Origin of the sequence: Enterobacter sp. HNDS-6, from assembly GCF_039850505.1 — a bacterium.
Lineage (GTDB): Bacteria > Pseudomonadota > Gammaproteobacteria > Enterobacterales > Enterobacteriaceae > Enterobacter > Enterobacter kobei.
In genome coordinates this window covers 3,339,209-3,362,583 of sequence record NZ_CP156673.1, presented here as the reverse complement: position 1 = coordinate 3,362,583, position 23,375 = coordinate 3,339,209, and the positions used below count along the sequence as shown (strand labels likewise).

Genomic DNA, 23,375 nt, shown 5'->3' with positions numbered 1-23,375 from the left:
AGTGATTATTTTTAACGGTGAATGCTGAATTTTAGCCAGGAATTTTGCAGCGATTTACTCTCGGTGTAACATCGCCTGAGACCTAAAATTCAACATTAACCCGGAAGAACAAATGACCTCGCGTGTGATTGCCCTGGATTTAGACGGAACATTACTGACCCCTCAGAAAACCCTGCTTCCCTCCTCCCTTGAAGCGCTTAAACGAGCCCAGGAAGCCGGGTATCAACTCCTTATCGTAACGGGTCGACATCACGTTGCCATTCATCCTTTTTATCAGGCACTGGCGTTAGATACACCTGCAATTTGTTGTAATGGCACTTATTTGTATGATTATCAGGCAAAAAAGGTTTTAGCCTCCGACCCGCTACCGGTTCCTCAGGCGCTGCAACTGATTGATCTGCTGGATGAGCATGCCATTCATGGCCTGATGTATGTGGACAACGCGATGCTGTACGAGCGCCCTACCGGCCATGTGGTGCGCACCAGTAACTGGGCACTTTCGCTGCCGGAAGCGCAGCGTCCGGTCTTTACCCAGGTGTCCTCCCTGCGCCAGGCCGCTCAGGATGTTGACGCTATCTGGAAATTCGCCCTGACGGATGAAGACACCACCAAACTGAATACCTTCGCGAAACAGGTTGAACAGACCCTGGGTCTGGAATGTGAATGGTCATGGCACGATCAGGTAGATATTGCCCGTAAAGGCAACAGCAAGGGCAAGCGCCTGACGCAGTACGTGGAATCTCAGGGAGGGTCGATGCGTGACGTGATTGCCTTTGGCGATAACTATAACGATATCAGTATGCTGGAGGCTGCCGGTACCGGCGTGGCGATGGGCAACGCCGATGACGCGGTGAAAGCGCGCGCTAACGTGGTGATTGGCGATAACACCACCGATAGCATCGCGCAGTACATTTATACCCACCTGCTGTAATCAGGCAGTGATCGAGACGCTCTTGATTTGCGCGTAAAGCCACAGGCCGGGCTTGATACCTAACTCGTCCCTGGCCCACGGGCTGATGCGCGCCCAGAGCGTCCTGCTTCCCACCTCAAGCTTCACTTCCACCTGACCGTTATCATCAAAGCACTCCGCCACTTTGGCGCGCAGAATATTACGAATGCTGGTTTGCAGCGGCGGTTGCAGCACCAGAGAGACGTCCGATGCCTGAATGCGAATACGCAGCGCGGACTGTAACGGCTTGTCGACCTTGTTCACCCACAGATGCTGGTCGCCCAGCGCCAGCGCGGTCATCGCATAATGCGGGTGGTGTTCCAGCACGCTCACTTTCAGGATACTGCTCTGCTGCTCCTTTGGAAGCCAGGGATGCATCACGCTGCTTCCCCACACCTCTTCCAGGTTGCCAAAGGCCTTTACGCTGCCCTCTTCCAGTACCAGCACTTTGTCGGCCAGATGGAGGATCTCATCCAGCGAGTGGCTGACGTAGAGCATGGGAATGTTAATCTCGCGGGTCAGGCGCTGCAGGTAGGGCAGCAGTTCACGTTTACGCGGAATATCCAGCGAAGCCAGCGGTTCGTCGAGCAACAGCAGCTCGGGCGCGGTCAGCAAGGCACGGCCAATCGCCACACGCTGTTTTTCTCCACCGGAAAGCGAGGAAGGCAGCCTGTCGAGCAGAGGCTCAATACCTAACAGCGTCACCAGCTTATCAAACTGCCCGGCCATACTTTTGGCCATACCGTAGCGCAGGTTGCCGCGCACGCTGTAGTGCGGGAACAAGCGCGCGTCCTGGAAAACATAGCCGATGCGACGTTTATCCGGCGAGAGGTATATTTTGTTCTCCACGTCATTCAGAACGCGGTCATTCAGAACAATTCGCCCTGACTGCGGGCGTGTCAGGCCGCTAATCGCATTAATCAGAGAGGTTTTTCCCGCACCGGAGACGCCAAAAATGGCGGTGATGCCGCTTGCAGGCAGCGTCTCGTTAAGCGTCAGCGTGTGGTTCCCCAGCGTCTGGGTGAAATTCAGTTCCAGCATCCTTATTTCCCCATCCGTTCGCGACTCAGCCGCGCCAGCCATTCAGACACCAGCAGCGAAGCCAGGGCCAGGACGATTGAAATGATGCACAGTCGCGCCGCCGCGCCTTCTCCGCCGGGTGTTTGAATCAGGGTGTACATGGCTGACGGAATCGTTCGCGTCTCGCCGGGAATGTTCGATACAAACGTGATGGTCGCGCCGAACTCGCCCAGCGAACGGGCAAACGCCAGTACCGTGCCAACTATAATCCCCGGCAGCGTAAGCGGGAGCGTGATGGTGAAAAAGACGCGCCAGCGCCCGGCACCCAGCGTGCGGGCCGCCTGTTCGAGCTTCATGTCCACCCCTTCCAGCGCGAGGCGGATCGCCCTCACCATCAACGGAAATGACATCACCGCCGCGGCCAGTACCGCACCGCGCCAGCTAAAGGCGAACGTCAGCCCAAACCAGTCGTAGAGCTTCTCGCCGATAAAACCGCGTCGCCCCATCGAAATCAGCAACAGATAGCCGACCACCACGGGGGGTAAAACGAGCGGGAGATGAAGTACGCTGTCGAGCAGCGCTTTGCCGGGAAACCGGCAGCGCACCAGTAACCAGGCAAAGAAGATCCCAAAGGGCAAACTCAGCGCAACCGCCAGGGAAGAGACTTTAAGGCTCAGCAGAACAGCCTGCCATTCAGGATCGGTCAATATCATCAGTGAGTCGTAAATCCATAACGTTTAAAGATTGCGGACGCTTCTGGCCCCTTCAGGTAATCGCGAAAGGCCGTCACGGTCGCGTTTTTATGTCCATCAACAATCGCGACAGGATATTCCACTTTCTTGTGGGAGTCTTCCGGGAACGTTGCAACCACTTTCACACCCTTGCTGGCAACGGCATCAGAGCCATATACAATCCCCAGCGGGGCTTCGTTGCGTTCCACCAGCGCCAGCGCACCGCGTACATCTTCCGCCGGCGCCAGTTTCGGCGACAATGTCTCCCACGCGCCCAGTTTTTGCAGCGCTTCTTTGGCGTAGATCCCCGCCGGAACATGCTCCGGATCGCCCACCGCCAGACGGCCACCGTTAAGCAGGCTCATCCAGTTGGTCTCTTTGTTAATGGTAATATCCGCCTGCGCGCTGGCTTTTGGTGCCACGACAACCAGGCTATTCCCCAGCAGCGTTTCGCGGGTTGCCGGATCAATTGATTTCTTCTCCGCCGCGTAATCCATCCATTTCTGATCGGCTGAAATGAACAGATCCGCCGGTGCCCCCGCTTCTATCTGGCGCGCAAGCGTAGATGAAGAGGCGAAAGAGGAGACAACATCGACGTTTTTCTCTTTTTTATACGCCGCCGCAATATCCTGCAGCGCGTTGGTCAGCGACGCCGCCGCAAAAACCGTAATTTTTCCGTCGTCCGCCAGCGCCTGCCCGGCAAGTGAAAGCGTCAGCGTTGCCCCAGCGAAAAGACGTACCCATGAACGTGCCATTTGTAGCTCCTGTATATAGCGTTATATAGACGATAATATAACGATATCTTCATGGAGATCCCAGCGCTATATCGTACCGCTCAAGGGGTAAGCTGGACTGATTCTTAATACTATCGGAGAAAATGAGAAAAGCTTGAGAGCAAAACGCCCGGGCTAGCCGGGCGTTTTGAAGGGAATCAATGCTGCTTTTTAGCCTGGTCTTTGTGACCAATGTTCGAAAAGAGGTTGAACACTTCACCCAGGCCGTAGATGGCACCGAGGATGATGGCCATCACTACTGGCACCATGATCACGGCGAATACCAGACTTTTCAACAACTCTAACATGGTTTTCTCCAGATATTGTGAAGGGCTTATTCTACCCTGAAAAGTAAGAAAAACATCCCCTTTTGTGCGGTAGCCTTTGCGCCCCGCACCATTTGGGTCACAATATCCTTTTTGCCAGGACACTGTTATGCAGGCCGAAATTCTTCTTACTCTCCGACTACAGCAAAAGCTTTTTGCCGACCCCAAACGTATAGCCCTGCTTAAACAAATAGAACAAACGGGCTCGATTAGCCAGGGGGCAAAGAATGCCGGGATCAGCTATAAAAGCGCCTGGGATGCCATCAATGAAATGAACACCCTGAGCGAACACCCGCTGGTCGACAGAGCCACGGGCGGTAAGGGCGGTGGCGGCGCCAGGGTGACGCGCTACGGCCAGCGCCTGATTCAGCTTTACGATCTTCTGGGCCAGATCCAGCAAAAAGCGTTTGATGTTCTGAGTGATGACGATAGCGTTCCACTGGACAGTTTGCTGGCCGCCATTTCCCGCTTCTCGTTACAAACCAGCGCCCGCAACCAGTGGTTTGGTACGGTGACGGCGCGCGATAATCTTCAGATACAACAGCATGTTGAGATCCTGCTTGCCGATGGAACAACGCGTCTGAAAGCCGCAATCACCGCGCAGAGTGCAGAGCGCCTTGGCCTGGATGAAGGTAAAGAGGTGCTGGTGTTACTGAAAGCGCCATGGGTCAATATCACGCGTAACCCCGACACGGCACAGGCAGCGGATAACCAGCTATCGGGCGCAATCAGCCATATTGAACGCGGCAAGGCGCAATGCGAAGTGCTTATGACGCTGGCGGACGGACAATCACTCTGCGCGACGGTACCTTGCAGCGAGGCGGACGGCTTAGAAGAAGGTGCTGTCGTCACCGCATATTTCAACGCAGACCGGGTGATTATCGCCACATTGTGCTGAGCGCATTGACAACCGCGCTGACAGTGAGTATCCCTGACATCTGTTGCTGCAAAAAATGGGATAAATCATGGCTTTATTGCATATTTCGCAAGGTACGTTTCGTCTTAGCGATACCCGGACGCTGGCGATTGCTGATTTGACAATACGCGCGGCTGAAAGCTGGGCGTTTGTTGGCACTAACGGCAGCGGTAAATCCGCGCTGGCCCGTGCGCTGGCGGGGGAGCTCACCCTCCTCAAAGGGGAATACCAGAGCGACGTTACGCGCCTGACGCGCCTCTCTTTTGAACAACTGCAAAAGCTGGTGAGCGACGAATGGCAGCGCAACAATACCGATTTACTCAGTCCTGGAGAAGAAGATACCGGCCGTACAACGGCGGAAATTATGCAGGATGAGGTGAAAGATCCTGCCCGCTGTCAGCGCCTGGCTGAACAGTTCGGCATTACCGCCCTGCTCAACCGACGCTTCAAATATCTTTCTACCGGCGAAACGCGGAAAACCCTGCTTTGCCAGGCGCTGATGAGCGAGCCTGAGCTGCTGATCCTCGACGAACCGTTCGACGGCCTTGACGTCCAGTCCCGGGCGCAGCTGGCGCATCTGCTGGGCTCGCTTAATCAGCAGGGATATACCCTTGTGCTGGTACTTAACCGCTTTGATGAGATTCCGGATTTTGTCCAGCATGCCGGTGTGCTGGCCGACTGCCATCTGACCGAGACGGGCGAAAAGTCGGCGCTGCTTAAGCAGGCGCTGATCGCCCAGCTCGCGCACAGTGAACAGCTCGACGGCATCACCCTTCCGGAACCCGATGCCCCGTCAGCCCGCCACGCGCTCGATCCTCACCAGCCACGCATCGTGCTGCGTGATGGTATCGTCTCTTATGACGACCGCCCGATCCTTAACCATCTTAGCTGGACGGTGAATCCGGGCGAGCACTGGCAGATTGTCGGCCCGAATGGCGCGGGAAAATCCACGCTGCTGAGCCTCATCACCGGCGACCATCCGCAGGGCTATAGCAACGATCTCACGTTGTTTGGCCGTCGTCGCGGCAGCGGTGAAACCATCTGGGATATTAAAAAACATATCGGCTACGTCAGCAGCAGCCTGCATCTGGATTACCGGGTCAGTACCACGGTACGTAACGTGATCCTCTCCGGGTATTTTGACTCCATCGGAATTTATCAGGCGGTGTCGGACAAGCAGCACAAGCTGGCCCAGCAGTGGCTGGATATTCTGGGGATGGATAGCCGGGTGGCTGACGCGCCGTTTCACAGTTTGTCATGGGGGCAGCAGCGCCTGGCATTGATCGTTCGCGCGCTGGTAAAACACCCGACACTGTTAATTCTGGATGAGCCCCTGCAGGGTCTGGATCCGCTAAACCGCCAGCTGATTCGTCGCTTTGTGGATATTCTCATTGCCGAGGGTGAAACCCAACTGCTGTTTGTTTCACACCATGCCGAGGATGCCCCTTCCTGTATCACCCATCGTCTTGAGTTCATTCCGGACGGCGAGCGCTATCGCTATCTTCTCAGCCACATCGACTAACCGTGGAGGGCCCCGCCCTCCTCTTTTCAGATAACTTGCATCAATACAACACTATCTCTTTGATCTAGAATGGTCTGAGTGATTGAAAAAGCGAGTTTGAAAACGAGTGTAAACGATTCCACTATTTTATCCCATGTCACACTTTTAGCGTCTCTGTTATGCTATGGTTATTACATACCATAAGCCTAATGGAGCGAATCATGCGAGTTCTGGTAACAGGTGGTAGCGGTTACATCGGAAGTCATACCTGTGTGCAACTGCTGCAAAATGGTCACGATGTGATCATCCTCGACAACCTGTGCAATAGTAAGCGCAGCGTGCTGCCGGTGATTGAACGTCTTGGCGGGAAACAACCCACTTTCGTGGAAGGCGACATCCGCAACGAAGCGCTGATGACCGAAATCCTTCACGACCACGCCATTGAAGCGGTGATCCACTTCGCCGGTCTGAAAGCCGTCGGTGAATCCGTTGCGAAGCCGCTTGAGTATTACGACAACAACGTCAACGGTACCCTGCGTCTCATCTCCGCCATGCGTGCGGCGAACGTTAAAAACTTTATCTTCAGCTCCTCCGCCACCGTCTATGGCGATCAGCCAAAAATCCCCTACGTTGAAAGTTTCCCGACAGGCACGCCACAAAGCCCGTACGGCAAAAGCAAGCTGATGGTGGAACAGATCCTGACCGATCTGCAAAAAGCGCAGCCGGAATGGAGCATCGCCTTGCTGCGCTACTTCAACCCGGTCGGCGCCCATCCGTCTGGCGATATGGGTGAAGATCCGCAGGGCATCCCGAACAACCTGATGCCGTATATCGCCCAGGTGGCGGTAGGCCGTCGTGAGTCGCTGGCGATTTTTGGTAACGACTACCCAACCCAGGACGGCACCGGCGTGCGCGACTATATCCACGTGATGGATCTGGCCGACGGTCACGTTGCGGCCATGCAACAGCTGGCAGATAAACCGGGCGTGCATATTTACAACCTCGGCGCCGGGGTCGGCAGCAGCGTGCTGGACGTGGTTAACGCCTTCAGCAAAGCCTGCGGTAAGCCAGTGAACTACCACTTCGCACCGCGTCGTGATGGTGACCTGCCCGCTTACTGGGCGGATGCCACCAAAGCCGACAAAGAGCTTAACTGGCGTGTTACCCGCACGCTTGATGAAATGGCACAGGATACCTGGCACTGGCAGTCACGCCACCCGCAAGGCTATCCGGACTAAGGATCCTTCATGACTTCGTTTAATCCCGTCGATCATCCGCATCGTCGTTTTAACCCGTTAAGCGGACAATGGATTTTGGTGTCTCCGCATCGCGCCAAGCGCCCCTGGCAGGGGGCGCAAGAGACGCCTGCGAAAAAAACGCTACCGCAGCATGACCCGGATTGCTTCCTGTGTCCGGGCAACACGCGCGTCACCGGAGATAAAAACCCGGACTACAAAGGCACCTTCGTCTTCACCAACGATTTTGCTGCGCTAATGACCGACACGCCGGACGCGCCTGCGAGCCATGACCCGCTGATGCGCTGTGAAAGCGCGCGGGGTACCAGCCGCGTGATCTGCTTCTCGCCCGATCACAGCAAAACGCTGCCGGAGCTGAGCGTTGAGGCACTGAAAGAGGTGATCGGCACCTGGCAGGCGCAAACCGCTGAGCTGGGGCAGACTTACCCATGGGTGCAGGTATTTGAAAACAAAGGTGCGGCGATGGGCTGCTCCAACCCGCATCCGCACGGCCAGATCTGGGCGAACAGCTTCCTGCCTAACGAAGCCGAACGCGAAGACCGCCTGCAAAAAGCCTATTTCGAGGAAAACGGCTCACCCATGCTGGTTGATTACACCCAGCGTGAGCTGGCCGATGGCAGCCGTACCGTGGTGGAAACCGAACACTGGCTCGCCGTCGTACCTTACTGGGCCGCCTGGCCGTTTGAAACGCTGCTGTTGCCGAAAGCGCACATACAGCGCATGACCGATCTCAGCGACGCACAGCGCGACGACCTTGCGCTGGCGCTGAAGAAACTGACCAGCCGTTACGACAACCTGTTCCAGTGCTCTTTCCCGTATTCCATGGGCTGGCACGGCGCACCGTTTAACGGTGAAGAGAACCAACACTGGCAGCTGCATGCCCATTTCTATCCGCCACTGCTTCGCTCTGCGACGGTACGTAAGTTCATGGTGGGCTATGAAATGCTGGCGGAAACCCAGCGTGACCTGACGGCGGAACAGGCAGCCGAACGTCTGCGTGCCGTGAGTGACGTCCACTATCGCGAATCAGGAGTCTAAAAAATGAGTCTGAAAGATAAAACACAATCCCTGTTTGCTGAGAAATTTGGCTACCCTGCCACCCATGTTATTCAGGCGCCTGGCCGCGTCAATCTGATCGGTGAACATACTGACTACAACGACGGTTTTGTGCTGCCGTGTGCCATTGATTACCAGACGGTTATTAGTTGCGCAAAGCGCGACGACCGTAACGTCCGCGTAATAGCGGCGGATTACGGTAACGAAACCGACGAGTTTTCCCTTGATGCCCCCATTGTGACGCACGACAGCCAGCAGTGGTCTAACTATGTGCGCGGCGTGGTGAAGCATCTGCAGAAGCGTAACAAGAACTTTGGCGGTGCGGATTTAGTGATCAGCGGCAACGTGCCACAGGGTGCAGGCTTAAGCTCCTCTGCCTCTCTGGAAGTCGCCGTGGGGACCGTGTTCCAGCAGCTTTATCATCTGCCGCTGGACGGGGCACAAATCGCCCTGAACGGTCAGGAAGCAGAAAACCAGTTCGTGGGCTGTAACTGCGGCATTATGGACCAGCTGATCTCCGCGCTGGGCAAAAAAGAGCACGCGCTGCTGATCGACTGCCGCTCGCTTGGCACCAAAGCCGTTCCGCTGCCCAAAGGCGCGGCTGTTGTGATTATCAACAGTAATTTTAAGCGCACGCTGGTGGGCAGCGAGTACAACACCCGCCGCGAGCAGTGTGAAACCGGTGCACGCTTCTTCCAGCAGCCCGCCCTGCGCGACGTGACGCTTGATGAATTCAATAAGGTTGCGCATGAGCTGGATCCGGTTGTCGCCAGACGCGTTCGTCACGTGCTGACAGAGAACGCCCGTACCGTTGAAGCCGCGTCCGCGCTGGCGAAAGGCGACCTGAAACGCATGGGAGAACTGATGGCTGAATCGCATGCCTCCATGCGCGATGACTTTGAAATCACCGTCCCGCAAATTGATACCCTGGTTGAGATCGTCAAAGCGACCATCGGCGATAAAGGCGGCGTGCGCATGACCGGCGGCGGCTTCGGGGGCTGCATCGTTGCGCTGGTACCGGAAGAGCTGGTCCCTGCCGTACAGGATGCCGTGACGAAGCAGTACGAAGCAAAGACAGGTATTAAAGAAACCTTCTATGTATGTAAAGCATCACAAGGAGCCGGACAGTGCTAAACGAAACACCTACCCTCGCACCGGATGGTCTGCCGTATCGCCTGTTAACCCTGCGCAACCGCGCAGGGATGGTGGTTACGCTGATGGACTGGGGTGCAACCCTGCTCTCCGCCCGCGTACCGATGCCGGACGGCAGCGTGCGTGAAACGCTGCTCGGCTGTGCATCGCCTGAGCAGTATGTTAACCAATCGGCTTTTCTGGGAGCGTCCGTCGGCCGCTATGCCAACCGCATCGCTAAAAGCCGTTTCGAACTCGACGGCGTGGCGTACCCTCTCCTTCCAAGTCAGGGTGAGAACCAGCTTCACGGCGGACCGGAAGGGTTTGATAAACGCCGCTGGAAAATTGTCCGTCAAAATGACAGCGAAGTGCTGTTCTCGCTGGATTCACCTGATGGCGATCAGGGCTTCCCGGGCAACCTTATCGCCTCCGCACGCTTCACGCTGACCGACGACAACCGAATCGCCATCGAATACCGTGCCACGGTCGACAAGCCGTGTCCGGTTAACCTGACTAACCATGCCTACTTTAATCTGGACGGCAACCAGTGCGACGTGCGCAACCACAAGCTGCAAATCCTTGCGGAGGCGTACCTGCCGGTTGACGAAATGGGCATACCGTATCAGGGCCTGAAGCAGGTGAACGACACCAGCTTCGACTTCCGCACTGCGAAAGCTATCGCACAGGATTTCCTGAGTGATGACGATCAGCGCAAGGTGAAAGGCTACGACCACGCTTTCCTGTTGCAGGCCAAAGGCGATCTCAGCCAGCCCGCCGCGCAGGTCTGGTCTGCTGATGAGAAGCTGCAGATGACCGTTTATACCACCGCCCCTGCCCTGCAGTTCTATTCAGGTAACTATCTTGGCGGCACAACGGCACGCGAACACAATGAATACAGCGACTGGCAGGGTCTGGCACTGGAGAGCGAGTTCCTGCCTGACAGCCCGAATCATCCGGAATGGCCGCAGCCAGATTGCGTTCTGCGCCCGGGTGAAGAGTACGTGAGCGTCACCGAGTATCATTTCATTCCGCGCGCTTAACGACAGGCCCTCACATAGAGGGCTTTTTTCTGCTCCCCTTGCTGAAAATAGCGCCGATCGCAGACAAAATCATAACCCTGGATTCACAAGCATCTTACACTCGGAGACTATTTTCGCTATGGTTAGGGTTAAGCGTTGCTGCTGGCCTGGCTACAGCAATATAATGAGAATTGTTATCATTCTAAAAATGCTTGAGGAGTAAGAGATGGCTATTACTAAGCTGGTCCTGGTGCGTCACGGCGAAAGCCAGTGGAACAACGAAAACCGCTTTACCGGTTGGTACGACGTTGATCTGTCTGAGAAAGGCGTAAGCGAAGCAAAAGCAGCAGGTAAACTGCTGAAGGAAGAAGGCTTCAGCTTTGATTTTGCTTACACCTCTGTGCTGAAACGTGCCATCCACACGCTGTGGAACGTGCTCGACGAACTGGATCAGGCCTGGCTGCCGGTTGAGAAATCCTGGAAACTGAACGAGCGCCACTACGGTGCGCTGCAGGGTCTCAACAAAGCCGAAACCGCTGAGAAATACGGTGACGAGCAGGTTAAACAGTGGCGTCGCGGCTTCGCGGTAACCCCACCAGAGCTGACCAAAGATGACGAGCGCTACCCGGGCCACGACCCGCGTTACGCGAAACTGACTGACGCTGAGCTGCCAACCACCGAAAGCCTGGCGCTGACCATCGACCGCGTTGTGCCTTACTGGAACGAAACCATTCTGCCACGCCTGAAAAGCGGTGAGCGCGTGATCATCGCCGCTCACGGTAACTCCCTGCGTGCGCTGGTGAAATACCTGGACAACATGGGTGAAGACGAAATTCTTGAACTGAACATCCCAACTGGCGTACCGCTGGTGTATGAGTTCGACGAAAACTTCAAACCAATCAAACACTACTATCTGGGTAACGCGGATGAAATCGCAGCGAAAGCCGCGGCTGTCGCGAACCAGGGTAAAGCGAAGTAATTTTCGCCAGACATAAAAAAAGCGCGGAACCTTCCGCGCTTTTTTATTTCTGCCTCAGGACTTAACCGCGACGTGCTTTCACCGCGTTCGCCAGCTGACGCAGGAGGGTGTCGGTATCGTCCCAGCCGATGCAGGCATCCGTGACGCTCTTGCCGTACACCAGCGGCTCGCTGCCTTCCAGGTTCTGGTTACCTTCGACCAGATGGCTTTCAATCATCACGCCAATCACCGCCTTCTCACCGCCGGCAATCTGCTGACAGACATCAGCCCCGACGTCCATCTGCTTTTTAAACTGCTTGCTGGAGTTGGCATGGCTGAAATCGATCATCACCTGCGGTGGCAGCCCGGCTTTTTCCAGCCCGACCTTCACGTCGGCCACATGTTTTGCACTGTAGTTTGGCTCTTTGCCGCCACGCAGAATAATATGGCAATCCCCGTTACCGCTGGTGTTCACGATGGCGGAATGACCCCATTTGGTCACGGACAGGAAGCAGTGCGGTGCACCCGCTGCGTTAATGGCGTCGATAGCCACCTTAATGGTGCCGTCAGTGCCGTTTTTAAAACCAACCGGACAAGAGAGACCGGATGCCAGTTCGCGGTGAACCTGAGATTCCGTGGTACGGGCACCAATTGCGCCCCAGCTCATCAAATCAGCCAGGTATTGTGGCGTGATCATATCCAGGAACTCACCGGCAGCAGGCAGGCCACTGTCGTTGATCTCCAGCAGCAGCTTGCGCGCAATACGCAGACCGTCGTTGATCTGGAAGCTGTTATCCATGTGCGGATCGTTAATGAGCCCTTTCCAGCCAACGGTCGTACGCGGTTTTTCAAAATAGACGCGCATGACGATTTCCAGCTCATCCTTCAGCTCTTCGCGCAGCTGAAGAAGCCTTGCCGCATACTCTTTTGCCGCAGCAGGATCGTGGATAGAGCATGGACCAATCACCACCAGAAGACGATCGTCATTACCTTTTAGGATCTTATGGATCGCTTTGCGAGCATGAGAAACCGTGTTTGCGGCATTTTCAGTGGCGGGGAATTTCTCAAGGAGCGCTACAGGAGGTAATAACTCATTGATCTCTTTAATGCGTAAATCGTCGTTCTGATAATTCATTTTCTTTCCAGCTCTGCCATATCTTTAGTAATGAAAGCAATCCTTTCAATCTATCTTGTCGACCAGGAAGTGTAAACACGGTTTTACACTTCACGCAGATAATTCCTGGAATTCGCCTAAAAATCGCCACAAAATAGCGAAAAATGAGATCTAACCTAAGCTTTTTAACTGTAACAACCAATTTTATACGCCTAAACGCGATTCCCTACTGACGTAAGTCCGTAAGGCGGAATCTTTCGCCTCTAAAAAGATGCACTGTTGGAGAAAGTTATCCAGCGTAACGACAAGAACAGGAGCACCATGATGAAAATGACAAAACTGGCAACCCTCTTCCTGACCGCCACTCTCACCCTGGCAAGCGGCAGCGTCCTGGCTGCTGAAACGGGCACCTCAGACAGCAACGGTGATGCCAATGCGGCAGCAGAAGCAGGCCAGGTCGCCCCTGATGCGAAACAGAATATCGCCCCAAATAATGTCGATAACAGCCAGATCAATACCGGCAACACCAATACCGGCGGCACCATGCTGCATCCGAACGGCAGTGATTCCGGCACCATGAATCACGACAATATGAGTTCAGATGAAGTTCATAAGAACTCAATGTGTAAGGACGGCAAATGTCCCGACCCTAACGACAAAGTGGGTAACGATGCCAATACCAAAACCGATGGCACAACCCAGTAAGTGGTCAGTGCTTTAAATGCGAAAGGAGAGCCCAGGCTCTCCTTTCTTTTTGGAGTAACCTGTTAAAAACGCTACACTAAAAAATAACGAAACAGGAAAGCAGACATGGCGCACACCCACTCACACGCATCTTCTCCCGGAAATGACAACGTAAAACGACTCATGCTGGCCTTCGGCGTCACGGCCACGTTTATGGTTATCGAGGTCATTGGCGGTCTGGTCTCCGGCTCGCTGGCGCTGCTGGCTGATGCCGGGCACATGCTGACCGATGCCGCAGCGCTACTCTTCGCTCTGCTGGCAGTGCAATTTGCTCGTCGTCCTCCGAACGCACGCCATACCTTCGGCTGGTTGAGGCTGACTACGCTTGCCGCGTTTGTTAACGCCATCGCGCTGGTGGTCATTACTATTCTTATCGTCTGGGAAGCCATCCAACGCTTCAGGCACCCGCAGCCAATAGCCGGAACGACAATGATGGTGATTGCCGTCGCGGGGCTGCTGGCGAATATTCTGGCATTCTGGATTTTGCATCGCGGCAGCGGGGAAAAGAACCTCAACGTGCGCGCTGCTGCCCTGCATGTGCTGGGGGATTTGCTCGGCTCAGTCGGGGCGATAGTCGCCGCGCTGGTGATCCTCTATACCGGCTGGACGCCAGTCGACCCGATTCTCTCCGTGCTGGTATCGTGTCTGGTTTTACGTAGCGCCTGGAGTCTGCTGAAGGAGAGCGTCAATGAACTGCTTGAAGGGGCACCCGCATCCATGGACATTGACGAGCTGAAGCGTAACCTGCGCCGTTCTGTCCCGGAAGTGCGCAATGTTCATCATGTGCATGTCTGGCAGGTAGGTGAAAAACCGGTGATGACGCTACACGTTCAGGTGATCCCACCTCACGATCACGATGCATTACTGGAACGCATTCATCATTTCCTGGAACATCATTACGAGATTGGCCACGCCACCGTCCAGATGGAGTATCAGGCCTGTAACGGGCCGGACTGCCACCTTAACGAGGCGCAGCCCGACCATTCACATCATCATCACCATTAGCGGGAAAGCGCGTGAGAGCCTCGCTCACGCGCGCTCTTAATCCACATACGGCTGCCATTCAGGGCAATGAAGGTCAGCAGCAGATATTCCAGCGACATCGCATAGACGCCCTGCAGCGCGAAAATGACCACGCTGATAACGTTGATGATGACCCACAGCAGCCAGTTCTCAACGTATTTACGGGTCATCAGGATCATCGCCGCAATTGACAGCACCATCATGCAGGAATCCCAGAACGGGAAAGCATCCGGCTGAAGTTCTGGCATCGTTACGCTCAGGCCGATACTGGACATAGCCGAAACGGCCACGCGGGTCAGGAAGGCAAACACCGGGTTGATATAAACTGTCATGAATCCAATAGCGACCACGCAAGCGACAAACCAGGCAATGGCTTTCGGCAGGGGTAGCCAGCGGATCTGTAGCTCAGCCTCCTGCTGGCTGTTCTGCCGCGACCACGCGTACCAGCCGTAAATATTGGCGGCGAAGAAGAACAACTGCAAAAGCAGACTGGCGTACAGCTGGATCTGGAAGAAGATAATCGCAAAAAGCGTAACGTTAATCAGCCCGAACGCGTAATTGCTGATTTTCTCCAGGCTTGCCAGCCAGATGCAGAGTAAACCCGCCAGCGTGCCGACGGCCTCAATCCATGACAGGTCATAGCCACCTGCACCAATCGGTATATGAACCAGAATGTTCTGCGTGCTAAAAAAATCCATCTTTTCCCCGGAACGTTTTGAATTAAGTACGTAGTGTAGCCGCAAAATCCAGCATGCGGTTAAGCGGAATTAACGCACCTTCGCGCAGCGCAGCATCGACATGAATTTCATGCGCGGCGCCGCCCGTCTCCAGCCCTTCGGCAATCGCTTTCAGACCGTTCATCGCCATCCACGGGCAATGCGCGCAGCTGCGACACGTCGCGCCCTCGCCTGCCGTTGGGGCTTCAAGGAGCTCTTTCTCCGGCACGGCCTGCTGCATCTTATAAAAGATACCGCGATCGGTCGCCACGATGAGCTGCTTGTGCGGCAGCGTTCTGGCCGCGTTGATAAGCTGGCTGGTTGAACCCACGGCATCCGCCATGTCGACAATGGACTGGGGTGATTCAGGGTGAACAATAATGGCGGCGTCAGGATAAAGCGCTTTCATGCGTGCCAGCGCCTGGGTTTTGAATTCGTCGTGCACAATGCAGGCCCCCTGCCAGCAGAGGACGTCAGCGCCTGTCTGCTTCTGAACATAATTGCCGAGATGTCGGTCAGGTGCCCAGATAATTTTCTCCCCCAGGCTGTCCAGATGCTCAATCAGCTCAACGGCGATGCTGGAGGTCACGACCCAGTCTGCCCGCGCTTTTACCGCCGCGGAGGTGTTGGCATAAACCACCACGGTACGGTCAGGATGGGCGTCGCAGAAGGCGGTGAACGCGTCAATCGGGCAGCCAAGATCGAGCGAACACTCGGCATTCAGCGTCGGCATCAAAATGGTTTTTTCCGGGCTGAGAATTTTCGCCGTTTCGCCCATAAAACGCACGCCAGCAACAAGCAGCGTGGAAGCAGGATGTTTTGCGCCAAAGCGCGCCATCTCCAGAGAGTCAGAGATGCAGCCCCCGGTCTCTTCCGCCAGTTGCTGGATTTCCGGGTCGGTGTAGTAATGCGCCACCATCACCGCGTCTCGCTCTTTCAGAAGACGTTTGATCTTCTCGCGGTAGAACTGTTTTTCGTCCTGGCTTAGCGGAACAGGTTTTGGCGGAAACGGATAGATGGCGGCTTCGGGATCAAACATCACACTCATTATGGCTTCTCGTTTTACGGGCTTAACAATATTGCCTTTCTTTTGCCTGACATAGCAAAACGCATGGCAATTGTGTTTTGTATACTAAACAAGATAGCGAATCTGGAGTGAAAAGTCACCGGGAATAGAGGTGTGGAGCATTTATAGAATTGCAGATAGCAAAAAGGCGCCTTTAGGGCGCCTTTCTACATTGGTGGGTCGTGCAGGATTCGAACCTGCGACCAATTGATTAAAAGTCAACTGCTCTACCAACTGAGCTAACGACCCCTTGCGGGATTTTTTCTTCGAAGTGGTGGGTCGTGCAGGATTCGAACCTGCGACCAATTGATTAAAAGTCAACTGCTCTACCAACTGAGCTAACGACCCATTCGGGTGCTGACTTCGAAGATTTTTACTCGGTACCACATTTAAGTGGTGGGTCGTGCAGGATGACTCGGCTTCGCCTCGCCCTTCGGGCCGTTGCTAATGCAACGTTATCCTTCACGTTTAATATCTGAGTAAGACATTAAAATTGGTGGGTCGTGCAGGATTCGAACCTGCGACCAATTGATTAAAAGTCAACTGCTCTACCAACTGAGCTAACGACCCGAGTGGTGGGTGATGACGGGCTCGAACCGCCGACCCCCTCCGTGTAAAGGAGATGCTCTACCAACTGAGCTAATCACCCACTCTGTACTATCGGAACTGCTTAAGTGGTGGGTCGTGCAGGATTCGAACCTGCGACCAATTGATTAAAAGTCAACTGCTCTACCAACTGAGCTAACGACCCACTTTTACGCTGTTTTCACGTTGTTTGATATCCCGTGGCAACGGCGGCATATATTACTGATTTAAGAATTCTGCGCAACAAAAATTTCGATGAAGATCACTTAACTGCTTACGAATCATGCTGCACGACCAGAAATAACGCGATTTCTGGTCATGCGATAATCATCCCATCGAATTCAGACGTTTTTGCGCCTGTTTGGCACCTTCGGTACCAGGGAATTTGGCGACCACCTGCTGATAAACCGCTTTGGCTTTCGCAGTGTCTCCTTTGTCCTGCATGATCACGCCAACCTTATACATCGCATCTGGCGCTTTCGGCGATTTCGGGTAATTTTTCACCACGGAGGCAAAATAGAACGCCGCATCATCCTTTTTACCCTTGTTGTAATTCAACTGACCAAGCCAGTAATTGGCATTTGGCTGGTAGGTTGAATCAGGGTATTTCTTAACAAAGTTCTGAAACGCAGCAATCGCGTCGTCCTGACGAGATTGATCCTGCACGAGGGCAATGGCCGCATTGTAATCCGTATTCGCGTCACCGCTCTGTACAGGCGCGCCTGTGGAGGCGGAAGCATCCGCAGACGGCGCGGGCGCGGATGTCGCCGCTCCGCTCTGATCGCCTGCTGCGGGTTGTGCTGCTGCACCACCACCGCTGCTGAGGCTATCTATCTGCAACAAGATTTGCTTCTGACGTTCCGCAACCTGGTTAAGCTGATACTGACTTTCCTGAATCTGACCGCGGAGTGAGTCAATATCGTTTTGGTTATCGGAAAGTTGTTGCTGGAGTTGGGTTAAAAGCTGACTGTGAGCGTTAGAAATACGCTCGAGTTGAGTGACCCGGTCTTCTACCGAGCCTGAGCCGACACTACTGATTGGTGCCTGAGCAAAAGCGGCCCAGGGGGCCGCTATTCCAACCAGTAACGACAGACTCAACAGATGATGTCTGAAGTTACTGCTCATGCCATTCTCTTAGTAAACCAGTACGGCACGACGGTTTTTGGAGTAAGCCGCTTCGTCGTGACCCAGTACTGCAGGTTTTTCTTTACCGTAAGAAACGATGGAGATCTGATCAGCAGAAACGCCTTTACCCTGCAGGTACATTTTAACAGCGTTAGCACGACGTTCACCCAGGGAGATGTTGTACTCTGGGGTACCACGTTCGTCCGCGTGACCTTCTACGGTGACTTTGTAAGATGGGTTGCTACGCAGGAAGTTAGCGTGAGCATCCAGCATCGCAGCGAAGTCAGAACGGATGTCGTATTTATCCAGATCGAAGTAAACGATGTTGTTCTGCTGCAGCTGCTGCATCTGAAGACGCGCCTGCTCTTCAGAAGACATGTTGCCATTGCCGTTCGCGTCCATACCGGTACCGGCACCCATCATGCCTTCGCCGCTCTGGTCATTGCTTGCGTTCTTGTTAGAAGAACACGCTGCGATTGCCATTACAGGCAGAGCGATCATCAGCCCCTTCAGCACTTTGTTCAGTTGCATTTCTATGATTCCTTTAGTAATCAATTAATTATTATTTACAGATACGGCGACCAGGCAGGTGATTTTACCTGTCCATCAGTGGCCGGAATACGCGCTTTGAAACGCCCATCTGTAGAAACCAGATTCAGCACAGATCCCATCCCCTGAGAAGAGCTGTAGATTACCATAGTGCCGTTAGGTGCCAGACTTGGCGTTTCATCCAGGAACGTTGACGACAGAACTTGAACGCCACCCGCTACCAGATCTTGTTTGGCAATGTGCTGCTGCCCACCGTTGGAGCTGACCATTACCATGAATTTACCGTCGCTGCTCACGTCTGCGTTCTGGTTCTGCGAACCTTCCCAGGTAATACGCTGCGGAGCACCGCCGTTGATGTTTACTTTATAGATTTGTGGACGGCCAGCCTGGTCAGAGGTAAACGCCAGGTTTTGACTGTCCGGGAACCATGAAGGTTCGGTGTTGTTGCTGCGACCATCGGTCACCTGGCGGATCTGGCCAGAGCCAATATCCATCACATACAGGTTCAGGCTACCGGTTTTAGACAGCGCAAAGGCCAGTTTAGAGCCGTCCGGAGAGAAGGAAGGCGCACCGTTGTGACGTGGGAACGACGCTACCTGACGCACAGCACCGTTAGCCAGCGTCTGGATAACCAGCGCAGAACGACCGCTCTCGAAAGTCACGTATGCCAGTTTAGAACCGTCCGGAGACCAGGCTGGAGACATCAGCGGCTGGGAAGAACGTTTCACCAGGAACTGGTTGTAGCCGTCGTAGTCAGAGACGCGCAGCTCATACGGGAACTGACCGCCGTTGGTCTGCACCACATAAGCAATACGGGTACGGAACGCACCTTTAATGCCGGTCAGTTTTTCGAACACCGCATCGCTGGCCGCGTGAGCCGCGTAGCGCAGGTACTGTTTAGTGACCTTGTAGGAGTTCTGTGCCAGAACGGTACCCGGTGCACCGCCGGTATCTACCAGCTGCCAGGCCACGTTGTAAGAGCCGTCCGGGTTAGGGGTAACCTGACCCACAACGACCGCATCAATACCCAGCGCAGACCATGCAGCAGGCTGTACTTCCTGTGCACTGCCCGGCTGCTGAGGCAGACGAGAACGATCTAACGGGTTGAATTTACCGCTGTTACGCAGGTCAGCCGCCACGATGCCACCGGCATCTTCAGGTGCAGCGCCAGGACCGGCCCACTGGAACGGAACAACACCGATTGGGCGTGCCGAGTCCACCCCCTGGGTGATCTCGATACGTACTTCTGCGTGCAGCACAGCTGCCCACAGCATTAAAAAACTAAATGCTACACGTAATGCCTGCTTCATCATATCTCCCTTATCCGGGTAACCTTACCCACGATAATTTAGCAGAATGTTAACAAACTCAAATAGACAAAACTACACGATCCTGGCTATGACAATAGTCGGTTTTCTATACTTCCCAAAGGAAAGACGATCACAGCTTAAAGTCTAGTTTGGCATCTTTTATCTTATCGTAAACAGCCTCACTCGGCGGTTTAGGAATGTTCGCCGATCTTGCTGCAGCTAACGCTGCCTGGCAAAGCGCAGGATCGCCCCCTTCAGAAGTGACGCTTTTCAACCGTCCATCTGGGGCAAGATTGATATGCAGCACGCACTGTTTGCCCTGATACAGGCCCGCATCAAACAGACGGCTTTGGATCGCCACCTGAATCTGCTTCGCATAAGCGCTGATATCTGCACCCGTTGCCCCGCCGTTGGCGCCGGAGGTCCCGCTGTCTTTAGACGGCTGACCGTTCCCTTTCGCCCCGCCACCCGCTTTTGGTGCGTTCTTACCTGAACTCAGGTCGCCCAGTAAATCGTCGACGCCGGCAGCCGCAGCCGCTTTATCTGCAGCGGCCTTTTTGGCAGCGGCTTTTTCAGCCGCAGCTTTCTTATCGGCAGCCGCTTTTTTATCTGCTGCAGCTTTCTCGGCAGCCGCTTTTTTATCTGCTGCAGCTTTTTCAGCCGCAGCCGCTTTTTCAGCCGCGGCCTTCTCGGCAGCTGCCGCTTTCTTCGCAGCGTCAGCCGCTGCTTTCTTCTCTGCTTCCTGAGCGGCTTTCTTCGCCGCTTCGGCTTCAGCTTTCTTCTGAGCGTCAGCAGCCGCTTTCTTCGCCGCTTCGGCTTCGGCTTTCTTCTGAGCATCAGCAGCGGCTTTCTTCGCGGCTTCGGCTTCAGCTTTTTTCTGGGCATCGGCAGCCGCTTTCTTCGCTGCTTCAGCCGCTAATTTTGCCTGGGCATCAGCCTTCGCTTTGGCATCCGCTGCGGCTTTAGCGGCCGCTTCTTCCGCCTGCTTTTGCTGCTCCTGCGCTTTTTTCGCGGCCTCTTCAGCTTGCTTTTGCTGTTCCGCCTGCTCTTTCGCCGCTTCCTGCGCCTGCAAACGTTCTTTCTCAAGCTGCTTCAGACGTTCCTGCTCCGCGGCCTGCTTTTCACGCAGCTCTTCCGCTTGCTGTTGCGCCTGTTTTTCACGCTGTTCTTCAGCCCGTTTTGCACTCGCCTTCTGCTGCTGTTGGCGATTATAGTTTTGCACTACCGCACCGGGATCCACCATAACGGCATCGATGGAAGACCCTCCACCGCCGCCTGATGCATCAATATGCTCATCGAACGAACTCCAGATCAGCGCTGCAAAAAGAATCACGTGCAGCACTGCGGAGACGATTATCGCTCGCTTAAGCTTGTCGTTCTGTTCGGTTGCCTTTGACACTATCGGTTCCCAAAAACTACGCGGATGATCAAATAGGTTGAGTCATTAAGCCAACTGACTTAACACCCGCACTATGTAGCAAGTTCAGCGCTTTAATAATTTCATCGTAGGGTACGTCTTTCGCGCCACCGATTAAGAAGACCGTTTTCGGATTTGACTCCAGGCGACGCTGCGCCTCAGCTATCACCTGCTCCGGTGGAAGCTGATCCATACGATCTTTTTCTACCACCACGCTGTACTGCCCTACGCCGGAAACTTCAATGATGACCGGAGGATCGTCATTGGTGCTCACCGCCTGTGATTCTGTCGCATCCGGCAGATCCACCTCCACGCTCTGGGTTATGATTGGCGCTGTTGCCATGAAGATCAGCAGCAGTACCAACAGGACGTCCAGCAGTGGAACGATATTGATTTCGGACTTGAGCTCGCGACGACCTCGTCCACGCGATCTGGCCATGGTTTACCCCTTGTTGCTCTCGGTGCTGGTAAACGCCTGACGGTGCAGAATCGCAGTGAACTCTTCCATAAAGTTGTCGTAGTTCAGTTCCAGTTTGTTCACGCGCTGGTTCAGGCGGTTGTAAGCCATTACCGCCGGGATTGCCGCAAACAGACCGATAGCGGTCGCAATCAGTGCTTCAGCGATACCGGGTGCAACCATCTGCAACGTCGCCTGCTTCACCGCACCCAGCGCGATAAAGGCGTGCATGATCCCCCATACTGTACCAAACAGGCCGATATACGGGCTGATGGAGCCGACAGTACCGAGGAAAGGAATGTGCGTTTCAAGATTTTCCAGCTCACGGTTCATGGAGATACGCATCGCACGAGAAGCGCCTTCCACAACCGCTTCCGGCGCATGGTTATTTGCGCGATGCAGGCGAGCAAACTCTTTGAAGCCGCTATAGAAAATTTGTTCGGAGCCGGTCAGGTTTTCACGGCGCCCCTGGCTCTCCTGATACAGGCGAGAAAGCTCAATACCCGACCAGAACTTATCTTCAAACGCTTCCGCTTCACGGCCAGCAGCATTGAGGATACGCGTTCTCTGGATGATGATGGCCCAGGATGCGATTGAAAAACCAATCAAAATCAACATGATAAGTTTAACCAGAAGGCTTGCCTTCAGGAACAAATCAAGGATATTCATGTCAGTCACTGCTTAAACTCCGCGACAATAGACTTAGGAAGCGCACGAGGCTTCATTATGGTTGGATCAACACAAACAATCAGTACTTCAGCTGAGTTCAGTACGGTGTTCTCTGCGTTGACTATCCGCTGCGTGAAAACCAGTGAGGTCCCGCGCATTGATGTAATTTCAGTTTGGACTTCGAGCATGTCGTCGAGTCTGGCAGGCGCAAAATACTCAAGCGTCATCTTGCGTACCACGAAGGCAACTCGCTCAGCCAACAGCACCTGTTGACTAAAGTGATGATGGCGCAGCATCTCTGTGCGTGCCCGTTCATAAAAAGCAACGTAGCTGGCGTGGTAAACCACACCACCGGCATCGGTATCTTCGTAATAGACACGAACCGGCCATCGAAACAGCGTTGTATTCACTTTACATCCCAGTAATACAAGAAAAGTTGGAGCTTTCAAACTTCGCTACTATACGCGCGGGAAAGATGGTTTGGAATGGGAGAAAGTAAACGGAGAGTAAATTTTTATGGGCTCGGGTAAGCCCATATCGTTATAGGACATTTCTTATTCAGAAGAAGAAGAAAATCAAACCGGCGAGGAGAACCAGATCGGCAATCAGCGGGCAGAAAATGCCCTGCCAGTGTACCGCTTTCGGACGAAAGCCCACGCCGTGGATCACCCCAGCACACACTGCCCACATAATGAGGAAGCCATGCCAGATTTCCAGTTCGCTGGTTTTTGCCGCGAAACGCGACGGGTCCCAGAAGATGCAGCCTGCCAGCAGTAATGCCATCACTAAAGAAAGCGCCCGTAACGGGCGCTTATCCATTACCGCGTAAAGCGTCGCGATAATGTTCATCAGTGTTTTTCTTCACCCGCTTTCGTCGCTTCAACATGCTCAAGCGCCAGGGCGGTGATGACACCAAAAGCACAGGCAAGAAGCGTCCCTAAAATCCATGCGAAATACCACATAT

Annotated in this window: 26 protein-coding genes and 5 tRNA genes; 10 read left to right on the top strand and 21 right to left on the bottom strand. The window is 54.3% G+C overall.

Features of this window, described 5'->3' with window-relative positions; all coding sequences use genetic code 11:
* Positions 1–112: 112 nt before the first annotated feature.
* Positions 113–931, top strand: coding sequence for a pyridoxal phosphatase (locus ABFI50_RS15740; protein ID WP_032637158.1), 819 nt, complete (start codon positions 113–115; stop codon positions 929–931).
* Here ABFI50_RS15740 and modC read toward each other — a convergent pair whose 3' ends face one another.
* The 4 genes from modC to ABFI50_RS15720 all read right to left on the bottom strand — a co-directional run bounded on the left by modC (position 932) and on the right by ABFI50_RS15720 (position 3,781).
* Positions 932–1,990, bottom strand: a complete 1,059-nt coding sequence (gene modC / locus ABFI50_RS15735) for a molybdenum ABC transporter ATP-binding protein ModC (RefSeq protein ID WP_032637159.1) — start codon at positions 1,988–1,990, stop codon at positions 932–934. It abuts the gene before it with no gap.
* Positions 1,991–1,992: 2 nt separating this feature from the next.
* Entirely contained in the window at positions 1,993–2,682 is a 690-nt protein-coding gene (gene modB, locus ABFI50_RS15730; RefSeq protein ID WP_032637160.1) for a molybdate ABC transporter permease subunit, read from the bottom strand.
* Positions 2,682–3,455, bottom strand: a complete 774-nt coding sequence (gene modA / locus ABFI50_RS15725; RefSeq protein ID WP_014883060.1) for a molybdate ABC transporter substrate-binding protein — start codon at positions 3,453–3,455, stop codon at positions 2,682–2,684. Before modA ends, modB begins: the two co-directional genes overlap by 1 nt.
* Positions 3,456–3,631: 176 nt before the next feature.
* Positions 3,632–3,781, bottom strand: coding sequence for an AcrZ family multidrug efflux pump-associated protein (locus ABFI50_RS15720; protein ID WP_014883059.1), 150 nt, complete (start codon positions 3,779–3,781; stop codon positions 3,632–3,634).
* A gap of 127 nt (positions 3,782–3,908) precedes the next feature.
* Here ABFI50_RS15720 and modE point away from each other — a divergent pair, with 127 nt between their 5' ends.
* The 7 genes from modE to gpmA all read left to right on the top strand — a co-directional run bounded on the left by modE (position 3,909) and on the right by gpmA (position 11,657).
* On the top strand, positions 3,909–4,697 hold the full coding sequence (gene modE / locus ABFI50_RS15715; protein WP_059373074.1) for a molybdenum-dependent transcriptional regulator: 789 nt from the start codon (positions 3,909–3,911) through the stop codon (positions 4,695–4,697).
* A gap of 67 nt (positions 4,698–4,764) precedes the next feature.
* Positions 4,765–6,237 carry a molybdate ABC transporter ATP-binding protein ModF gene (modF, locus tag ABFI50_RS15710; RefSeq protein WP_282374801.1) on the top strand — a complete coding sequence of 491 codons (1,473 nt, stop codon included), beginning with the start codon at positions 4,765–4,767 and terminating at the stop codon, positions 6,235–6,237.
* A gap of 200 nt (positions 6,238–6,437) precedes the next feature.
* Positions 6,438–7,454, top strand: coding sequence for a UDP-glucose 4-epimerase GalE (gene galE, locus ABFI50_RS15705; RefSeq protein WP_023332434.1), 1,017 nt, complete (start codon positions 6,438–6,440; stop codon positions 7,452–7,454).
* 9 nt (positions 7,455–7,463) lie between these two features.
* On the top strand, positions 7,464–8,510 hold the full coding sequence (galT, locus tag ABFI50_RS15700) for a galactose-1-phosphate uridylyltransferase (protein ID WP_048997250.1): 1,047 nt from the start codon (positions 7,464–7,466) through the stop codon (positions 8,508–8,510).
* Between the two features lie 3 nt (positions 8,511–8,513).
* Entirely contained in the window at positions 8,514–9,662 is a 1,149-nt protein-coding gene (gene galK, locus ABFI50_RS15695) for a galactokinase (RefSeq protein WP_014883054.1), read from the top strand.
* Positions 9,656–10,699, top strand: a complete 1,044-nt coding sequence (gene galM / locus ABFI50_RS15690; protein ID WP_282374803.1) for a galactose-1-epimerase — start codon at positions 9,656–9,658, stop codon at positions 10,697–10,699. The genes galK and galM overlap by 7 nt, the downstream gene beginning before the upstream one ends.
* A gap of 205 nt (positions 10,700–10,904) precedes the next feature.
* Positions 10,905–11,657, top strand: a complete 753-nt coding sequence (gpmA, locus tag ABFI50_RS15685; RefSeq protein WP_008501111.1) for a 2,3-diphosphoglycerate-dependent phosphoglycerate mutase — start codon at positions 10,905–10,907, stop codon at positions 11,655–11,657.
* Between the two features lie 61 nt (positions 11,658–11,718).
* On the opposite strand, the gene aroG is transcribed toward gpmA, so the two are convergent.
* Positions 11,719–12,771 (bottom strand): 3-deoxy-7-phosphoheptulonate synthase AroG, encoded by a 1,053-nt coding sequence (aroG, locus tag ABFI50_RS15680; RefSeq protein ID WP_014883052.1) that lies wholly within the window; start codon positions 12,769–12,771, stop codon positions 11,719–11,721.
* A 303-nt stretch (positions 12,772–13,074) separates the two neighbouring features.
* On the opposite strand from aroG, the gene ABFI50_RS15675 reads away from it, so the two are divergent.
* Both ABFI50_RS15675 and zitB read left to right on the top strand, forming a co-directional pair.
* Positions 13,075–13,455, top strand: coding sequence for a protein YbgS (locus ABFI50_RS15675; protein ID WP_014883051.1), 381 nt, complete (start codon positions 13,075–13,077; stop codon positions 13,453–13,455).
* A 105-nt stretch (positions 13,456–13,560) separates the two neighbouring features.
* Complete coding sequence (gene zitB / locus ABFI50_RS15670) at positions 13,561–14,499, top strand: CDF family zinc transporter ZitB (protein ID WP_023332431.1); 939 nt, start codon at positions 13,561–13,563, stop codon at positions 14,497–14,499.
* Here zitB and pnuC read toward each other — a convergent pair.
* The 16 genes from pnuC to cydX all read right to left on the bottom strand — a co-directional run bounded on the left by pnuC (position 14,496) and on the right by cydX (position 23,373).
* Positions 14,496–15,215 (bottom strand): nicotinamide riboside transporter PnuC, encoded by a 720-nt coding sequence (pnuC, locus tag ABFI50_RS15665; RefSeq protein ID WP_045134249.1) that lies wholly within the window; start codon positions 15,213–15,215, stop codon positions 14,496–14,498. The genes zitB and pnuC overlap by 4 nt on opposite strands.
* A 22-nt stretch (positions 15,216–15,237) precedes the next feature.
* On the bottom strand, positions 15,238–16,281 hold the full coding sequence (gene nadA / locus ABFI50_RS15660; RefSeq protein ID WP_063614045.1) for a quinolinate synthase NadA: 1,044 nt from the start codon (positions 16,279–16,281) through the stop codon (positions 15,238–15,240).
* A gap of 191 nt (positions 16,282–16,472) precedes the next feature.
* Positions 16,473–16,548: transfer RNA gene (locus ABFI50_RS15655), tRNA-Lys, on the bottom strand.
* Positions 16,549–16,571: 23 nt separating this feature from the next.
* Positions 16,572–16,647: transfer RNA gene (locus ABFI50_RS15650), tRNA-Lys, on the bottom strand.
* 146 nt (positions 16,648–16,793) lie between these two features.
* Positions 16,794–16,869, bottom strand: a tRNA-Lys gene (locus tag ABFI50_RS15645).
* A 3-nt stretch (positions 16,870–16,872) separates the two neighbouring features.
* A tRNA-Val gene (locus tag ABFI50_RS15640) sits at positions 16,873–16,948 on the bottom strand.
* A 26-nt stretch (positions 16,949–16,974) separates the two neighbouring features.
* A tRNA-Lys gene (locus tag ABFI50_RS15635) sits at positions 16,975–17,050 on the bottom strand.
* A gap of 161 nt (positions 17,051–17,211) precedes the next feature.
* On the bottom strand, positions 17,212–18,009 hold the full coding sequence (gene cpoB / locus ABFI50_RS15630) for a cell division protein CpoB (protein ID WP_045134251.1): 798 nt from the start codon (positions 18,007–18,009) through the stop codon (positions 17,212–17,214).
* A gap of 9 nt (positions 18,010–18,018) precedes the next feature.
* Entirely contained in the window at positions 18,019–18,540 is a 522-nt protein-coding gene (gene pal, locus ABFI50_RS15625; protein WP_003858578.1) for a peptidoglycan-associated lipoprotein Pal, read from the bottom strand.
* Positions 18,541–18,575: 35 nt separating this feature from the next.
* A complete protein-coding gene (gene tolB / locus ABFI50_RS15620) occupies positions 18,576–19,868 on the bottom strand; it encodes a Tol-Pal system beta propeller repeat protein TolB (protein WP_013097529.1) in 1,293 nt (430 codons plus the stop codon).
* A gap of 130 nt (positions 19,869–19,998) precedes the next feature.
* On the bottom strand, positions 19,999–21,267 hold the full coding sequence (gene tolA, locus ABFI50_RS15615) for a cell envelope integrity protein TolA (RefSeq protein ID WP_014883046.1): 1,269 nt from the start codon (positions 21,265–21,267) through the stop codon (positions 19,999–20,001).
* Between the two features lie 28 nt (positions 21,268–21,295).
* On the bottom strand, positions 21,296–21,724 hold the full coding sequence (gene tolR / locus ABFI50_RS15610; RefSeq protein ID WP_003858589.1) for a colicin uptake protein TolR: 429 nt from the start codon (positions 21,722–21,724) through the stop codon (positions 21,296–21,298).
* A 3-nt stretch (positions 21,725–21,727) separates the two neighbouring features.
* On the bottom strand, positions 21,728–22,420 hold the full coding sequence (gene tolQ / locus ABFI50_RS15605; RefSeq protein WP_008501101.1) for a Tol-Pal system protein TolQ: 693 nt from the start codon (positions 22,418–22,420) through the stop codon (positions 21,728–21,730).
* The gene (gene ybgC / locus ABFI50_RS15600; RefSeq protein ID WP_003858593.1) at positions 22,417–22,821 is read right to left on the bottom strand and encodes a tol-pal system-associated acyl-CoA thioesterase; all 405 of its coding nucleotides are present in this window, start codon (positions 22,819–22,821) and stop codon (positions 22,417–22,419) included. Before ybgC ends, tolQ begins: the two co-directional genes overlap by 4 nt.
* Positions 22,822–22,969: 148 nt before the next feature.
* On the bottom strand, positions 22,970–23,260 hold the full coding sequence (gene ybgE / locus ABFI50_RS15595) for a cyd operon protein YbgE (protein WP_010428735.1): 291 nt from the start codon (positions 23,258–23,260) through the stop codon (positions 22,970–22,972).
* Positions 23,260–23,373: a cytochrome bd-I oxidase subunit CydX gene (gene cydX / locus ABFI50_RS15590; RefSeq protein ID WP_003858598.1), complete on the bottom strand. Its 114-nt coding sequence runs from the start codon at positions 23,371–23,373 to the stop codon at positions 23,260–23,262. Before cydX ends, ybgE begins: the two co-directional genes overlap by 1 nt.
* Positions 23,374–23,375 lie beyond the last annotated feature (2 nt).

Bases quoted from the DNA above. Each gene is read 5' to 3' on its own strand.
- ABFI50_RS15740 (WP_032637158.1), top strand. From the start codon at position 113: ATGACCTCGCGTGTGATTGCCCTGGATTTAGACGGAACATTACTGACC.
- modC (WP_032637159.1), bottom strand. From the start codon at position 1,990: ATGCTGGAACTGAATTTCACCCAGACGCTGGGGAACCACACGCTGACG.
- modB (WP_032637160.1), bottom strand. From the start codon at position 2,682: ATGATATTGACCGATCCTGAATGGCAGGCTGTTCTGCTGAGCCTTAAA.
- modA (WP_014883060.1), bottom strand. From the start codon at position 3,455: ATGGCACGTTCATGGGTACGTCTTTTCGCTGGGGCAACGCTGACGCTT.
- ABFI50_RS15720 (WP_014883059.1), bottom strand. From the start codon at position 3,781: ATGTTAGAGTTGTTGAAAAGTCTGGTATTCGCCGTGATCATGGTGCCA.
- modE (WP_059373074.1), top strand. From the start codon at position 3,909: ATGCAGGCCGAAATTCTTCTTACTCTCCGACTACAGCAAAAGCTTTTT.
- modF (WP_282374801.1), top strand. From the start codon at position 4,765: ATGGCTTTATTGCATATTTCGCAAGGTACGTTTCGTCTTAGCGATACC.
- galE (WP_023332434.1), top strand. From the start codon at position 6,438: ATGCGAGTTCTGGTAACAGGTGGTAGCGGTTACATCGGAAGTCATACC.
- galT (WP_048997250.1), top strand. From the start codon at position 7,464: ATGACTTCGTTTAATCCCGTCGATCATCCGCATCGTCGTTTTAACCCG.
- galK (WP_014883054.1), top strand. From the start codon at position 8,514: ATGAGTCTGAAAGATAAAACACAATCCCTGTTTGCTGAGAAATTTGGC.
- gpmA (WP_008501111.1), top strand. From the start codon at position 10,905: ATGGCTATTACTAAGCTGGTCCTGGTGCGTCACGGCGAAAGCCAGTGG.
- aroG (WP_014883052.1), bottom strand. From the start codon at position 12,771: ATGAATTATCAGAACGACGATTTACGCATTAAAGAGATCAATGAGTTA.
- ABFI50_RS15675 (WP_014883051.1), top strand. From the start codon at position 13,075: ATGAAAATGACAAAACTGGCAACCCTCTTCCTGACCGCCACTCTCACC.
- zitB (WP_023332431.1), top strand. From the start codon at position 13,561: ATGGCGCACACCCACTCACACGCATCTTCTCCCGGAAATGACAACGTA.
- pnuC (WP_045134249.1), bottom strand. From the start codon at position 15,215: ATGGATTTTTTTAGCACGCAGAACATTCTGGTTCATATACCGATTGGT.
- nadA (WP_063614045.1), bottom strand. From the start codon at position 16,281: ATGAGTGTGATGTTTGATCCCGAAGCCGCCATCTATCCGTTTCCGCCA.
- cpoB (WP_045134251.1), bottom strand. From the start codon at position 18,009: ATGAGCAGTAACTTCAGACATCATCTGTTGAGTCTGTCGTTACTGGTT.
- pal (WP_003858578.1), bottom strand. From the start codon at position 18,540: ATGCAACTGAACAAAGTGCTGAAGGGGCTGATGATCGCTCTGCCTGTA.
- tolB (WP_013097529.1), bottom strand. From the start codon at position 19,868: ATGAAGCAGGCATTACGTGTAGCATTTAGTTTTTTAATGCTGTGGGCA.
- tolR (WP_003858589.1), bottom strand. From the start codon at position 21,724: ATGGCCAGATCGCGTGGACGAGGTCGTCGCGAGCTCAAGTCCGAAATC.
- ybgE (WP_010428735.1), bottom strand. From the start codon at position 23,260: ATGAACATTATCGCGACGCTTTACGCGGTAATGGATAAGCGCCCGTTA.
- cydX (WP_003858598.1), bottom strand. From the start codon at position 23,373: ATGTGGTATTTCGCATGGATTTTAGGGACGCTTCTTGCCTGTGCTTTT.